Source organism: Alterluteimonas muca (assembly GCF_021191595.1).
GTDB classification, from domain to species: Bacteria; Pseudomonadota; Gammaproteobacteria; order Xanthomonadales; family Xanthomonadaceae; genus Luteimonas; species Luteimonas muca.
Genome location: NZ_JAIWPS010000015.1, coordinates 1 through 14,833, shown reverse-complemented (window position 1 = coordinate 14,833; position 14,833 = coordinate 1). Strand labels below are relative to the sequence as shown.

The following is a 14,833-nucleotide window of genomic DNA, read 5'->3' as shown; positions in this document are numbered from 1 at the left end:
GCCTCCCCCGATCCCAAGGAACCAGACCTCCGATGAAGATCCTCGTCGCCTACAAGCGCGTGGTGGACTACAACGTCCGCATCCAGGTGAAGCCCGACGGCTCCGGCGTCGTCACCGACGGCGTGAAGCTCTCGCCCAATCCGTTCGACGAGATCGCGCTGGAAGAAGCGCTGCGCCTGCGCGATGCCGGCAAGGCGACCGAGGTGGTCGTGGCCACCATCGCCCCGGCCGACGCCCAGCCGCATCTGCGCAATGGCCTGGCGATGGGCGCCAACCGCGCCATCCACGTGGTCTGCGATCAGCCGATCCAGCCGCTGACCGCCGCCCGCACCCTGCTGAAGCTGGTCGAAAAGGAACAGCCGGACCTGGTGATCCTCGGCAAGCAGGCCATCGACGACGACGCCAACCAGACCGGGCAGATGCTGGCCACTCTGTGGGGCCGCCCGCAGGCGACGTTCGCCAGCAAGCTGGTCGTCGATGGCGACAAGGCCACCGTGACCCGCGAGGTCGACGCCGGCCTTGAGACGCTGGAAGTGGACCTGCCGGCGGTGGTCACCACCGACCTGCGCCTCAACGAGCCGCGCTTCATCAAGCTGCCCGACATCATGAAGGCGAAGAGCAAGCCGCTGGAGACGCTGCAGTTCGCCGACCTCGGCGTGGAAAGCGGTGATTTCCTCAGGACCACCAGCCACGCCGCACCGACCGGACGCACCCGCGGGGTGATGGTCAAGGACGCGGCGGAACTGGTCGCCGTCCTGAAGGACAAGGGGCTGCTGTAAGCGCCCGTCATCCCCGCGGAAGCGGGGATCCAGCGACCTTCGTCGCCCTCATCGCCAGACACCGGGTTCCCGCCACAGCGGGAACGACGGATCCAGGAGCACATCGCATGTCCAACATCCTCATCGTCGCCGAACACCTCAACGGCAAGCTCAACGGCGCCACCGCCAAGTGCGTGTCGGCCGCCCAGGCCATGCAGGCCGAGGCCATCGACATCGTCGTGCTGGCCGAAGACGCTGGCGCGGTCGCCGCCGAAGCCGCGCGCATCGCCGGTGTGCGCAAGGTACTGGCGGTCAGCAACCCCGCCAACGCCGCACCGGTCGCCCAGGTGCTAGGCCCGCAGGTGGCGAAGCTCGCGGCCGGCTACTCGCACGTGTTCGGCCCCTCCACCACCTTCGGCAAGGACCTGATGCCGGTTGTCGCCGCCCTGCTCGGCACCGCGCAGGTCTCCGACGTGATGGCGGTGGAAGGCAGCCACACGTTCAAGCGGCCGATCTATGCCGGCAATGCCATCGTGACGGTCGAGGCCCCGGCCGACCGCCCGGTGGTCGCCACCGTGCGCACCGCGTCCTGGAAGGAAGCCGCAATGGATGGCAACGCCAATGTCGAGGCGACCACCGTCGAAGCGGAGCTGCCGTCGCACACGCGCTTCGTCGAGCTCGCCGCCGGTCGCAGTGATCGCCCGGACCTGCAGAGCGCCAAGCGCGTGGTGGCCGGCGGCCGCGGCGTCGGCTCGGAAGAGAACTTCAAGATCGTGTTCGACTTCGCCGACAAGCTCGGCGCCGCCGTCGGCGCCTCCCGCGCGGCGGTGGATGCGGGCTACGTCCCCAACGAGATGCAGGTCGGCCAGACCGGCAAGATCATCGCACCGGAACTCTACGTCGCCATCGGCATCAGCGGCGCAATCCAGCACCTGACCGGCATCAAGGACGCCGGCACGATCGTCGCGATCAACAAGGACCCGGACGCGGCGATCTTCGAGGTTGCGGATATCGGGCTGGTGGGAGATCTGTTCCAGGTCCTGCCGGAGCTGGTGGCGCATCTCCAATAACGCCAAGCAGGCGAAGCTTGGGGCTGTCGACGCTGATCGATCAATTCCGAGGCACGTCTACCAGGTCACGCGCAACACGCTCACCGCTCCCAAGAAGCAATAAGGATTCCGATGCCTATCACCGCGCCTCCAATCCAGACCCTGGATGGTATGGCTTCGCCTAGGAACAGCCGGGCAAACATCGGAACCAGGAGGAAGGAAAGTCCGTAGAACGGGAATGCTTGTGACAGGGGAACGCGAGCGAGCACAGCCAGCCAGAGCACGGTGGCGAGCCCATAAATGGCCAGCGCGACCAAGAGCGTCCACGACAGGAACGTCTCCGGGCGGGTGAACGAGATGGCCCCTGATGCAAGTTTGAAAAGGACCTGTCCACACGCAAGCATGGTCAGAGTCACGAGGATCATCGCAACCGTAGTGATCGTCATTGTGTCGTCCTCTTTTGCCATGCAACGTACTCCCGACTTCATGCCGCCCCCCAGGCACCGGACAAGCGACTGACGTCCCCGCCCCATCACCCAACGAGATCCAACCCGTGAATAACCGATTATCGCGCAGCTTCGCGCGGTTGCCACAGCCCGTTGGCCGGATGTCGCATCTTTCAGCTGCCGTGCGGTGGGATTGGCGCTGGTGCCTTCTCGTCGCGTTGGCATGCGTGTGCTACGTCGGATTTGCACTCAGCCCGTCTTCCTATGCTGCGGGACTGGAGATGCTGGGACAGCCGGTGACGGGGACAATCCTCGGCTCTGCGCGCGGCATCCGTTCCGACGAATGGATGGTGTTGACTCCGTACATGCAGATTGCGGTGGAGAACGACTTCGCGACAGCGAATTCGATCTCTCCGTACCAGGAAAGTCTTCGTACCTTCCAGGCTCTACCCTTGCGCGACTGGGCATTGTTGTTCAAGCCCTATCACTGGGGCTTTATCGTCGCGCCGCCAGCCTATGGCTACTCCTTCTATTTCTTCTTCCTCGCAGCTGCGTTCATCGTGGGGTGGGCGCTGTTCGTACGCAAGCTCGGACTGTCCGTCTGGGTCTCCGTGCCAATTGCCGTCGCCCTCTACTTCTCCCAGTACGTGCAGGCATGGTGGACGACCAACGCTGGTGCGTTCGCCCTTGCGCCATGGGTAGCGCTCGCATGGATGTACTCAGGCAACCGTCTCGCGCGGATCGGTTTGACCGCCTACGCCATCCTTGTCTGGCTGTTGTCATGCGCGTATCCGCCGTTCCTCTATTCCATCGCCCTGGCGATCGGTTTCCTCATCCTGGGCTTCAGGCGTGACGCAATCCGCGTGGGGACCCTCTTCGACGCCACGGTTGCCGGCAGCATCGCTCTCGCGCTGTTCATCGGATACTTCCACGAGCTGATCGATGTGATGCAGCAGACCGTATATCCGGGGCGCCGCATCGCCGCCAGCGGAGGAGTCGGCCTGGAGCGTCTTCTCGGCCACTTGGCCCCAACTGCGCTGATCAATGGTTACGAGCCGTTGCCACGCTTCACCAATTCCAACGCTTGTGAGATCGCGGTCCTATCCACCCTTCTGCCGCTGTTCGCGGTGTGCCTTGCGGATCACCGCCGATTCCGCGCCTGGATGCAGGATCACCGCTGGAGCATCTTCGCGATCCTGGTCGGGCTGGGGGTGTTCGCGGCATGGATGTTCTTGAGCGTCAACCCGCTGATTGCGCGCGTCTCCGGGCTGTACCTCGTACCACCCGCCCGCGCTCTTGTCGGTTTCGGGCTCCTGGTGAACATTCTCGCCGCCGCCTATCTGGCTATCGCGGGGGTACGCGTCTCCACCGTTCGCGCCCTGCTTCTAGCTGGCGCGGCCGCAGGAGCTGTCGCCGTGAAATATCTTCTCGGCGATGGATCCATCAGCGGGACCTTTTCCCGACTCGACTTGGTGCCACTCGCAGCTGTCGTCGTGGTGCTCGGCGGTATGGCAATCGTGCACTCCGCCAACGCACGCACCGTCCTGGTTTGCTGGGTAGCAGCGGGGGCGAACCTGGCCATGTTCGGTCTGTTCAATCCTGTGCAGGTCGCCCATCCCATCTTCAACCTTGATCGGGAACTAGTGCGCTCGACGCTGCTCGAGCGCGGAGCCGTGCTGGACGAACGCGGCACGCTCGTGGCGCCCGGCCACTATGGGGCGCTGATCGCCGGCGCCGGGATTTCAAGCATCAATCACGTGCTTTATGCCCCCCAGCTCGATTTCTTCCGCGGATACTTCGGAGACATGGAGCCCGCAAGGTTCAATGAAATCTTCAATAGGTACGCCCACGTTTCAGTAATCGAAGGAAGCGAACCGGTGCTGATGGCTGCGGATTCCGTGGGCGTGCCCTTCGGCGTCATGGCGGGCCGGATGGAGCGCGCTTTGACGCCCAAGCCTGAGCCGGAGCAGGTCGCCCTCATGAGCGAGCGACCCGATGTCGCAGCCGATCTCGCCAATGGCCACATAGACGACATGATCATTGACCAGCACGGCCGGTTTCGCCTTGCTGGCTGGTCCCGAACGCCCCCCGGCGCGCAATCCATGATCGGCCTGTGGTCGAACGCGGGGATGCAGGACGTGCTGGTAAAACGGGTGCCTCGCCCAGACGTTGCCGCTGCCGTTTCAACGGCGCTTGCCCACTCCGGCTTCATCGTCGAAGGATTCCTCGAAGATCCGAGCGCTGACACCGAGTTGTGCGTTGTTGGATTAGCGTCGGGTGCCGTGGATACCACCATGGTTTTTCCCGACGGATCCCGCACCTGCACCCATCTCGGGATGCTAGATAAGGGGGAATCACCATGATCAATTCATCTCCAGCTGGGTTCGCCCCCCCCCCCTCCGTCGCCGTGGTGATTCCCTGTTACAGGGTGACCCGCCACGTGCTGGGCGTAATCGACCGCATCGGCCCCGAGGTCAACCGCATCTTCTGTATTGACGACGGATGTCCCGATGGGAGCGGCGATTTCATTGAGGCCCACTGCCGGGATCCGCGCGTGAACGTGATCAGGCATGCGCAGAACCGTGGCGTTGGGGGCGCCGTCATGACGGGGTATGCCGCAGCGATCGCCGCGGACAGCGACGTCATCGTCAAGATCGATGGCGACGGGCAGATGGATCCGGCGCTGTTACCTGAATTCGTCGCCCCGATCCTGAGCGGCAACGCCGATTACACCAAGGGCAACCGCTTCTGGGAGCTCGGCGAGATCCGTCGGATGCCGCCGGTTCGCCGGGTTGGCAACCTTGGCCTTTCGTTCATGGCCAAGGCTTCATCAGGCTACTGGGACGTTTTCGATCCCACTAATGGCTATACGGCGATACACGCGAGTGTCGCAAGCTATCTGCCATTCGACTCGATCAGCCAGCGGTACTTCTTCGAGACCGACATCCTGTTCCGCCTCAATACCCTCCGCGCAACGGTCAAGGACATTCCTATGACCGCGCACTACGCGGATGAGACGAGTCACCTGAAGATTTCGAAAGTGATCGGGGAGTTCGCCGTCAAACACGTGCGCAATGGACTGAAACGGATCGGATACAGCTACTTCCTCCGCGACATGCCGGTCGCTTCGATCGAACTGGCGATAGGCCTGCTGCTACTCACGTTCGGCGTGCTCTTCGGTGGATACCACTGGTACCAGTCCAGCGTTGCCGATACCAGCACGCCGGTCGGCACGATCATGATCGCGACCATCGCAATCATTTCAGGCTTGCAGTTTCTGCTTGCCTTCGTCAGCTACGACATCGCGAACACGCCTCGGACCCCAATGCACCCCGTCATCCGCCGGCGACCTGTGCCCATGCCCAATGCCCTGAAGGACGGGGGTATCAGGGATTCGGCCGGATAACAGGCACATCCCATCTCGGGTTGTGCCTGGGCATCACTTAACCCCGTGGAGGATAGGCAAGGGTGAACGGCGCATTGACCAGCGAGAAATTGACGTTGTAATAAGGGTCCGCGCTCAGCAAATGGCCCCAGCGCGCCTTCATAAGCGCCTCTTCCCGCTTGAAACGGGCGATCTTCTCTGGCGTATCCTCATAGCCGCGCGATGCGGATTCGTGGTGATAGAGTTCCGCGAAGGGTGTCCAAAGGTTGCGATAGCCCGCCTCCCTGACGCGGATGCAGAAATCGACATCGTTGAATGCAACGACGAGATCCTCGTCGAGGCCGCCGACCTGCTCAAACACGTCCCTGCGTAACACGACGCAAGCCGCAGTAACGGCGCTGAGGTTCTGCACAAGTCCTGCCCGATGCTTGTCGCCCGGATAATCGCGTGGCATCCCCACATAGGAATGCCCGGCCACACCGCCGATTCCCAGGACGACTCCAGCGTGCTGGATCGTGTCATTTGGGTAATACAACATGGCGCCGACCACACCGATTGCGGGGCGAATCGCGTGCGACACCATCTCCGTCAACCAGTCCGCGCTGATCACCTCGATATCGTTGTTGAGCAGACCGATCAATTCACCGCTGGTCTGTGCGACACCGAAATTATTGATCTTCGAATAGTTGAATGGCGCGTCGTACGGCAACACCCGCACGTTCGACATCGTTGCAAGTGAATCGAAATACTTGAGCGTTTCGGTTTCGACAGAACCGTTGTCCAGAATTACGATCTCGTAATTCCGATATGTCGTCAACTTCAGGATGGAATCCACGCACTGCCGCAGGAGATCGACCCGGTCACGCGTGGGGATCAGCAGGCTCACCTTCGGAGCGGGCTCCGGAATCGCATGACTGATCCGGTAGTAGCCGCTGAATCCGGGCATCTCCACCACCCGCGCAGGTGTGCCGGTACGGTCGAAGTGATCCTGGATTGCGCGCATAGCCGCAAGGTGGGCGTAGCTCTTCTCACCGGGAGCCAGCGCGGTCGAGCCTTCGATCATGCGCCAGTGGTAGAGCACCTTCGGGATATGCCCGATCTCATCCGCACCGAGTTTTTCGGTAACTCGCAGCGTCAGATCCCAGTCCTGTGCGCCGTCGTAACCTTCGCGGAACCCACCCACCTCCAACATGAGGTCGCGTTCGTACACCCCCAAATGACAGACGCAATTCTGTGACAGGAACAGGTCCGGGTTCCAGTCCGACTTGAAGTACGGGTCGCTGCGCTTGCCTGCCGAATCAATCTTGTCCTCATCGGTAAACAGCATCCGCCAGCGTGAATTCTTTTCGAGCTCGAGCGCGCACCACTGCAGTGCTAACGGATGCAATGCGTCGTCGTGGTCGAGCAGCGCAACATATTTCCCGGAAGCCAAGGCCAACGCGCTGTTCGAAGCAGCCGCGATGTGCCCGTTGTGCGAGCGCCTTACCGCCTTGATGCGCTCGTCGGCCGCGACGTACGACTGGACGATTTCCCACACATGAGGAGATGTCGACGCGTCGTCCGCGATACACAACTCCCAGTGCGGGTAGGTCTGCGCCAGCACGCTGTCAATACACGCTTTCAGCCACCGCGGGTCGGTGTTGTAGGTCGGCACCAGGATAGAGAAGACCGGCGAAGACGAGAGCTGCGGCATCGTCTCAAGTGTCAGCGCAATTCCATCGGCAGATACATCGTCGTAGAACTCGAGCCAGACGTCGTAGTCGGAAAAGCCGCCGACCGAGCCCTGCGACGAATACAGACGATAGAGCTTGTCTGCCATCCGCCGTGGTCCACCGGCCATCAGATCGGCCCCGCTCGCGGTGATGAGCTGCAGGCGCCCGGCGCTCGTTCGGGTGCCCCATAGCGCACGCAACATGCAAGCTGCCGCACCCACCTTCCCGAGGCGTCGAAGGGAGAAATCAGTGACCCGGAACTCGGAAGGCAGCGTAGAAGGATCGAATCGCAGCGCGGACAGCGTGTCCACGAAGCGCACAAGCCATTGGACACGATGGATTCCTTTGCGGGCATTGCCCAGCGGAAGCGCCAGCGCGTCGTCTTCCGTCACGAAGCCGCGTCGGTAGTCCGGGTACAGGACCGGCGCATGTACAGTACCCCTGAGCACCTCGATCTCGAGGTCAAGACGGTACCAGCCGCCATCCATGCCACCGGCCGGCAACGGAACGTCCAACGCAGGGTCGTTTCCTGATGCCCGCCAGAAGGCCTCCTGTCCCGCCGTTGTGACGCGCTCCACCTGATGAAGTGGAAGCAAGGAAGAATGCAATTTCATAGAGCCTCGGCTGGTATGAGTCTTCGGCGGACAGGTAATGACGGAGACCGTGTGACGTGAGCACCACCCGGTCAAGGTGGTGGATTCAAATGCATGGCGACGTCGGTCTACGTCGCCGCGAGTTGTGCAGGGAGGTGTTCGGGGCGAACGATGGCCTAACCCGAACGCCCGCGACGCGTGAGTCTGCGCCACCAGTATCCGAAGGAACGGCGACGAACCCATGTCAATAGCACTTCCTGCTGTTGCTCCATGCGTGCCAGGTCCAAGCGCCTGAGTTCGTCCACCTTTAGCGTCGTGGCCTCGACCAGGGAAACAAGCAGCTTCTGGCGCGCTACTACGTCAGGGATCGCATCGACAACTGGCTGCAATCTCGCTTCGCGCCTCTCGAGCTCCCGGAGTCCAGACTCCAGACCCTGGCGCATCCCTGCGAGCTCCTGCAGCGCAGCGTCGAGTCCCTGCTGCGTGTTGGCCAGTTCGCGACCGTGAGCCTGCAACGCCTCCCGATAGTCTTCGATGTGTCCACCGACCTCGGACAATACCGTCTCGACACGGTAGCGGACCTCGACACGGATCATCGTGCCCGGCTCGAACGTCTGCGTTTGGTCCTGCACATCCACGACGAAATGAGGGTCGTCGCCTATCGCCCCGATACGACATGCATCACTTGCGCGGATCGAAGGAAACGGAAACTCGTTGAGCCCGCTGATGCGCGAGTGCAGCGGCTCGACTGCGCGACCGCAGATCAAGAGCGATTCCAGCGCGTAAATGCCAGGCCGACTGTCGGGATCGATTCGCAAGGTATCAAATTTCTGGCCTTCAGGAATTTCGAAGACCACGACTCGGCGGTTGCCATCGCAAACCGGCTCCGCAGACACCGCCCGGTCCTCGATGAAGGGTTCGGTTCCGACCTGGAAGTAGAGTCGGGCCGCACCTGGTGCCAGCACCGGTAGCGATGGTCGCCAGAGTTCGCGCACAGCCGCGAACTGCAGCGTCGTATCCACCTGGACCTGATGCTCCCTCTGTCGCTGGATCTCCTGTTCCAGCGGCAGCGGACCCTCATGGTAATGCGCGGCCAGGGGTTCCAGCCGGCGGGCGATACTGTCGAAGGCCGCGGACAAATCGTCGGCCGGGTTGGCGGCCCCGCGCAGTGCAAGCCCGAACAACTCCAGGGCCAGCGGTTCGAAGGGAGACACACCCTCGTCCAGCTCCCCTACCTTCTGGCGTCGCAATGACGCGTCGAGGAACCCGTCGATCTCACCGATGGCTGTATCCGGCGTGTCGGGAACAATGTCGCCCAGCGCATCGCGCAAGCCGGCCAATGCCTGCCGCCAGCTGGACAGCAAGTGTTCGTATGACAGAAACGCACGTGCCACTCCCCTGCTACCCCGCTCCGCCTCCAGCAGGTACACCATCCAGAGGAGATGCGCCCTGGACCGCGACAGGCCATCGCGCTTGCGCAACGATGCGGCCACCTCATTCGGATGCCGCACCATCAAGACTGCGCCAACATCGAGTCGAAGCGCACGCGCCACATCCAGCCACAAGGGAACGAAACGGCTCGCCCGGGGATCCTTGACGGCAACGAAGCGCGCCTGCTTCGCCATCGAACGCACCAGCGCCGACAGCCCATCGAATGCCTTGTCCGCCTCCGCGGTCTCTCGCCATTGCGCGGACAGGGCCCGCGGATCCTGCCATCCGCGGGCAAGGCTATGCAGCAGCGACTCGTGCACGTCGACGATCCGGCTATTCTCGAAGTACCCTTTTGGATTGTCCGGCGTGGGAGCCAGGAGTTCCTCGCCGAGTTCGGCACCAAGCTTCTGCAGCACACCCGTCAAGGCTGATGTGCCGCTGCGATGCATGCCAAGCACCAGCAGCAACTTGCTGCCGCCTTCGCTCACAGTCGCGCTCGTGCCGGTGCCGTCGGAATCACCCAGAATATTCGCCATCTATACCCCCTGATCCAGTCTGCGCGCCGAGCCCATCAGAGCTGACGCACACTGATGTCCATCTGCAGCGGGAATACGCCTGTGAAGTCCGCCCTCCGATCATCCACGACTTCGAAAGAGAGCATTCCCTCCTGCCTGGAAAGCACCGTGGTCCGCTCGATCGAAGGCGCGTCGATCACGCGCGTCCTGATCCGGTAGACGCCCTGCTGAAAGGTGGCCGCGAACTCGAGGCCGACTTCGACGATGCCGTCATACGGGTCGAGTCGGATGCGTTTGCCAGACAGCTGCAAGCCCCGGTTGTCGAGAATGTCTACGATCACCCCGGGATGGCGGATGTCCTGGCCAAGCTGCACCCGGAGACCCACCCGGATCGCCTCGCCATACTGGACACCGATATGCTCGGTGCCATTCACCTCGGCACCAACGACGCAGGCGGTACCAAGGCCATACCCACCCTGCAGCGCGGACACCTTTGCGCGTCCAGCATCCTGCTTCGCAAGCGCATCTGCATGCGTGCGGTGCAGGTACTCCGTCACAACCTCCTCGGGCAATCCTTCCAGGATGATGCGACCGCGCTCCAGAAGCATCGCGCGATGGCAGAACGCCTTGACGGCATTGAGGTCATGCCCCACGAAAAGAAGCGTCGTACCACGCGAAAGGATCTCGTCGATCCGCGCCATGGCCTTGGCCTGGAAAGCCGCGTCGCCGACGGCAAGTGCCTCGTCGACGATGAGGATATCGGGATCGGTATGGACCTGGACGGCGAATGCGAGCCGCAAAGCCATGCCCGAACTGTATGACTTGACGGGTTCGTCGACGAAACTACCGATGTCTGCAAACGCAAGGATGTCATCCATCCGCTCGCGGATCTGCGCAGGATCGAGACCAAGGATGGCGGCGTTGACCCGCACGTTTTCGCGGCCGGTAAGTTCCGGATTGAAACCGGACCCGAGCTCCAGCAGCGCAGCCACCCGACCGTTCACCGATACGGTCCCGCGAGTGGGTTGCAGTACGCCGGCGATGATCTGCAACAGCGTGCTTTTGCCGCTGCCGTTATGTCCGATGATTCCCAGCGCTTCACCGCGCTTGAGCGTGAAACTGATCGAATGCAGCGCCTCGTGGCGATGCAGTCGCGCATGCGCGCGGTTCGCGAACCAGTTGGACACTGGCCGCGACGGTATGGAGTGCGCGACCCTCAGCAGCAACGGCACCCACAGGCGGCTCGCCGGCGTGCTCCACAGGTGATACGTCTTGCTGACCTCGCGTACCAGCAAGGCGGTATCGGAAGCGATCGCAGGCTCTGGTCGGGACGGAAGTTCCTCTTGAGCGAGCGTGGGGTTCATTTCATTGCCGCAACGACGAAAGCCGCCTATGCTACGCCATTACGTGAGGGCGCGCGCCGGTCGACGGCGCGATTCCCGCCGTCGGCACTGGATAGCATGAGCGCATCGCTGAACGCGTCTTTTCATCTCTGGCGGACACTGGTCGGCCAGGACCTGGCGACACGATATCGCGGCTCATTGCTCGGAAGGGCGTGGCCGGTTCTGCTGCCCATCGTGATGCTGACGATCTACGCGTTCGTGTTCGGCGTCGTGTTCCGTGCGCGATGGCCCGGCCTCGCTGAAGACGACCATCTGGGGTTCACCCTCAACCTGTTCGCCGGCCTGCTCGTCCACGCGATGTTGGCGGAGTCGGTGGGCCAGGCGGCCGGGCTCTTCATCCGTCACAGCAATTTCGTCCGGAAGGTCGTCTTTCCCCTCCCGGTCCTGGTGGCCGTGCCGTTGGGAAGCGCGGCATTCCACGCAGGCATCGGGTTGGGGATCCTGGTGGCCGTCAATGCCATCTGGGGCAACGGCCTGCATCCCAGCGTGCTGGCGGTACCTTTCATCCTCGCGCCCTACCTCGTCATGCTGCACGGCATCTGTCTCTGCCTCGCGGCATTGGGGGTCTACCTGCGGGATCTTTCGCAGATCACCGGCGCCGTGGTCACGATTGCGCTGTTCACGTCCACCGTGTTTTTCCCGCGGGAAATGGTGCCGCCGGTATTGGCCCATGTCGTTGACCTCAATCCCATCAGCTGGCCCGTGCAGGCGATTCGGGATGCGGTCCTGCGCGGCGAATGGCCCGTACCGACCCGGGATTACGTCACCTACTGGCTGGTGGCGCTGTTGCTGCTGGGCCTCGGACGGCTGTGCTTCGACCGGCTCCGGCGGGGCTTCGCCGACGTGCTCTGACGCTGGGCGAGATGCATCCCGAGGCGCGGCCACGGCCCCAACGGGTCCTCTTCCATCGATTCTTCGGCGGGTACACCGGAGGTCATGGCAAGGTGCACGATTACTTCAATCACGTCCGCAGCCACCCCGGCTGGTGGGCCCAGGTCCACATGGACCCCGCCAGCAGCTGGGACGACAACCCATGGCGGGATGATCCTGACGCCCTGAGCCCGAGTTTCGATCCCGAGGCGGCCGATGTGCTGTTCCTCGGCGGCATGGACTGGTCGCAGTACCCGGTCGACCACCACGACAAGCCGGTGATCAACCTGGTCCAGCACGTGCGCCATGCGGATCCCGATGAGCCGTTGTTCCAGTTCCTCGACCGCCGCGCGATCCGTATCTGCGTCAGTGAGCCGGTCGCGCATGCGATCCAGCGCACCGGGCGCGTGCGCGGGCCCGTCGTGGTCATCGACGCAGCCCTCAACCTTCCTCCGGTGGCTCTGCCTGCTCACAGGTCGGGGGTCTTCATTGATGCGATCAAGCGACCCTCACTCGGCCGCCGGATCGCCGACCTGCTGTCCCCGCACTGCGATGTGCTGCTGTCCGATCGCAGGCTGCCGCGGTCCAAATACCTGGGTGCCATGGTAAGCGCGGAGGTTGTCCTCACCCTTCCCCACGATACGGAAGGCTTCTACCTGCCAGCCCTCGAGGCGATGTCGTTTGGATGCGCGGTGGTCGTTGGCGACTGCGTTGGCAATCGGGCGTATTTGCGGCCTGGCGTCAATGCCCTGATGGCCGATGATGCTGCAAGCTACGCGACAGCCGCGCGCACGCTTCTGGCCGATCCGGATCTGCGCACCCGACTGGAGCAGGCCGCCCGCCAGACCGCCACCGCGTTCGGACTGGAGCGCGAACGCAAGGCCTTCCATCGGGTACTCGACGCCGTGGATGAGCTGTGGAGCAACGCATGACCCCTCGCAATATCGCGGTGACCGGCGTGCCGCGTGGCGGCACCACGCTGGCGTGCCATCTGCTCGATGCCTGCGACGACACGGTGGCCCTTTTCGAACCGATGGACATCCACGCGCTGGACCCCAGTCCCGCGAAGGCCATCGGCCAGGTGGACCAGTTCTACTCCGACACCCGCCATCAACTCCTGGCGTCGGGCCAGGCCCTGAGCAAACACCGGGATGGAACGGTCCCCGACAATCCGTTCGACGAACCGGCCTCCGACGGCCGGCGGCGCCTGGTGGTGGAACATGGTGCGATCCATGTCGGCCGCCCGGCACAGGGCTTCACACTGGTCATCAAACACAATGCGGCGTTCACCGCGCTGCTGCCTGACCTGGCGGCGCGTCTGGAGTGCTTTGCGATCGTGCGCAATCCGCTGGCGGTGCTGGCGTCATGGAATACCGTGGAACTGCCCGTGTCGCAGGGCCGGGTGCCCGCGGGCGAACACTTCGACGCTGCGCTGCGTCTCCGTCTCGATCAAACGCCAGAGCGGCTCGCACGCCAGGTCATGGTGCTGGAATGGTTCTTCGCACGGTTTCGCGCGCATCTGCCGCCTACCCGTGTTCTCCGTTACGAGGACATCGTTGCGACCGGCGGAGCGTCGCTGCGCCAGGCCATGGCATTGACCGGCGCGGCGCGGGAGGACCTGACGCCACGCAACACGCGATCCATCTACCGCGCCACGCCGGTCAACCGCCTCGCTGAGGCCCTGCTGCGACAGGCCGACCCGTCGTGGACCCGGTGGTACGACAGCAATGCGATCGCGGAGCTTGCCGCTGCCCTCGAGACGCCGCCTGCATGAGCGCGCCCAGGATCGGCTTCATGATCGGGGGGGTGCAGAAGGGCGGTACCACGGCGCTTGCCCAGTATCTCGGACGACACCCTCAATTGCGGTTGCCAGCCTGCAAGGAAGCGCACGTCTTTGACGCGCCTGACTTCGATGAGCGATGGACGGCGGATGCGATCGATGCGCGCTTCGAACCATTGTTTCCAGGCGGGTTCGACATGGACTCGGGCATCCTGCACGGCGATGCCACCCCCATCTCCATCTTCCACCCCGCATTCGTGCGCAGGATCGCACGCTACAACCCCGGCATGCGGTGGATCGTGCTGCTGCGCGACCCGGTGGAGCGGGCCATCTCGCAGTACTACATGGAGCGGGGTCGAGGCGACGAATGGCTGCCGTTGCCATTGGCGCTGCTGGCCGAGCGCTGGCGGCTCAAGGGACACGAACACGATTTCGGCCATGGTTCGCCACTGCGCCACCATAGTTACCTGGCCCGGGGGCGCTATATCACCCAGTTGGACGTGTTGACCGCGGCATTCCCTCCATCCCAGGTGCTGCTGCTGCGTAGCCGCGATCTGCGCGAGTTCCCGCAGCAGACAGTGGAGCAGGTCGTCGACTTCCTGCAGCTGCCGCCGTTGAGGACCTCGCAGACCCACGGAACCGTCTTCGCGGGGGAGTGGCAGGGGCGGTGGCTGCCCAACGCGTTACGACCTTGGCTGGGGCTGCTTTACCGGGGCGAGCTGGAGGCCCTCCGCGCGCGTTATGGCATAACGCTCGCCCCCTAGGGATCATCTGAATAACACGCCCTGATGCTGCTTTTGCCGCCACACGAGCATCAATATTGTGTCGGGCAGCGATTTTCATCGATTTCAGGTCGGATTTCGGCCGTTTCCGGCCTGTTCTGGCGGGCTT

General features: G+C 63.2%; 12 protein-coding genes. 8 read left to right on the top strand and 4 right to left on the bottom strand.

Annotated features, from left to right (window positions below; all coding sequences use genetic code 11):
* The first annotated feature begins 32 nt into the window (after positions 1 to 32).
* Both LDO11_RS14685 and LDO11_RS14680 read left to right on the top strand, forming a co-directional pair.
* The gene (locus tag LDO11_RS14685; RefSeq protein ID WP_232142202.1) at positions 33 to 779 is read left to right on the top strand and encodes an electron transfer flavoprotein subunit beta/FixA family protein; all 747 of its coding nucleotides are present in this window, start codon (positions 33 to 35) and stop codon (positions 777 to 779) included.
* Between the two features lie 107 nt (positions 780 to 886).
* Positions 887 to 1,828 (top strand): electron transfer flavoprotein subunit alpha/FixB family protein, encoded by a 942-nt coding sequence (locus LDO11_RS14680; protein WP_232142201.1) that lies wholly within the window; start codon positions 887 to 889, stop codon positions 1,826 to 1,828.
* 80 nt (positions 1,829 to 1,908) lie between these two features.
* Here LDO11_RS14680 and LDO11_RS14675 read toward each other — a convergent pair whose 3' ends face one another.
* Positions 1,909 to 2,274 carry an EamA family transporter gene (locus tag LDO11_RS14675; RefSeq protein WP_232142200.1) on the bottom strand — a complete coding sequence of 122 codons (366 nt, stop codon included), beginning with the start codon at positions 2,272 to 2,274 and terminating at the stop codon, positions 1,909 to 1,911.
* Between the two features lie 86 nt (positions 2,275 to 2,360).
* On the opposite strand from LDO11_RS14675, the gene LDO11_RS14670 reads away from it, so the two are divergent.
* The gene (locus LDO11_RS14670) at positions 2,361 to 4,616 is read left to right on the top strand and encodes a DUF7657 domain-containing protein (RefSeq protein ID WP_232142199.1); all 2,256 of its coding nucleotides are present in this window, start codon (positions 2,361 to 2,363) and stop codon (positions 4,614 to 4,616) included.
* Complete coding sequence (locus LDO11_RS14665) at positions 4,613 to 5,659, top strand: glycosyltransferase family 2 protein (RefSeq protein WP_232142198.1); 1,047 nt, start codon at positions 4,613 to 4,615, stop codon at positions 5,657 to 5,659. Before LDO11_RS14670 ends, LDO11_RS14665 begins: the two co-directional genes overlap by 4 nt.
* Positions 5,660 to 5,696: 37 nt before the next feature.
* Here LDO11_RS14665 and LDO11_RS14660 read toward each other — a convergent pair whose 3' ends face one another.
* From LDO11_RS14660 to LDO11_RS14650, 3 genes are all read right to left on the bottom strand, one after another.
* On the bottom strand, positions 5,697 to 7,964 hold the full coding sequence (locus LDO11_RS14660) for a glycosyltransferase family 2 protein (RefSeq protein WP_232142197.1): 2,268 nt from the start codon (positions 7,962 to 7,964) through the stop codon (positions 5,697 to 5,699).
* 155 nt (positions 7,965 to 8,119) lie between these two features.
* Entirely contained in the window at positions 8,120 to 9,910 is a 1,791-nt protein-coding gene (locus tag LDO11_RS14655; protein WP_232142196.1) for a sulfotransferase family protein, read from the bottom strand.
* Positions 9,911 to 9,945: 35 nt separating this feature from the next.
* Positions 9,946 to 11,253, bottom strand: coding sequence for an ABC transporter ATP-binding protein (locus LDO11_RS14650; RefSeq protein ID WP_232142195.1), 1,308 nt, complete (start codon positions 11,251 to 11,253; stop codon positions 9,946 to 9,948).
* 96 nt (positions 11,254 to 11,349) lie between these two features.
* On the opposite strand from LDO11_RS14650, the gene LDO11_RS14645 reads away from it, so the two are divergent.
* From LDO11_RS14645 to LDO11_RS14630, 4 genes are all read left to right on the top strand, one after another.
* Positions 11,350 to 12,144, top strand: coding sequence for an ABC transporter permease (locus LDO11_RS14645; protein WP_164972106.1), 795 nt, complete (start codon positions 11,350 to 11,352; stop codon positions 12,142 to 12,144).
* A 92-nt stretch (positions 12,145 to 12,236) separates the two neighbouring features.
* Positions 12,237 to 13,094 (top strand): glycosyltransferase, encoded by an 858-nt coding sequence (locus LDO11_RS15885; RefSeq protein WP_232142194.1) that lies wholly within the window; start codon positions 12,237 to 12,239, stop codon positions 13,092 to 13,094.
* Complete coding sequence (locus LDO11_RS14635; RefSeq protein WP_232142193.1) at positions 13,091 to 13,936, top strand: sulfotransferase; 846 nt, start codon at positions 13,091 to 13,093, stop codon at positions 13,934 to 13,936. The genes LDO11_RS15885 and LDO11_RS14635 overlap by 4 nt, the downstream gene beginning before the upstream one ends.
* Positions 13,933 to 14,706 carry a sulfotransferase family protein gene (locus LDO11_RS14630; RefSeq protein WP_232142192.1) on the top strand — a complete coding sequence of 258 codons (774 nt, stop codon included), beginning with the start codon at positions 13,933 to 13,935 and terminating at the stop codon, positions 14,704 to 14,706. The genes LDO11_RS14635 and LDO11_RS14630 overlap by 4 nt, the downstream gene beginning before the upstream one ends.
* Positions 14,707 to 14,833: the final 127 nt, after the last annotated feature.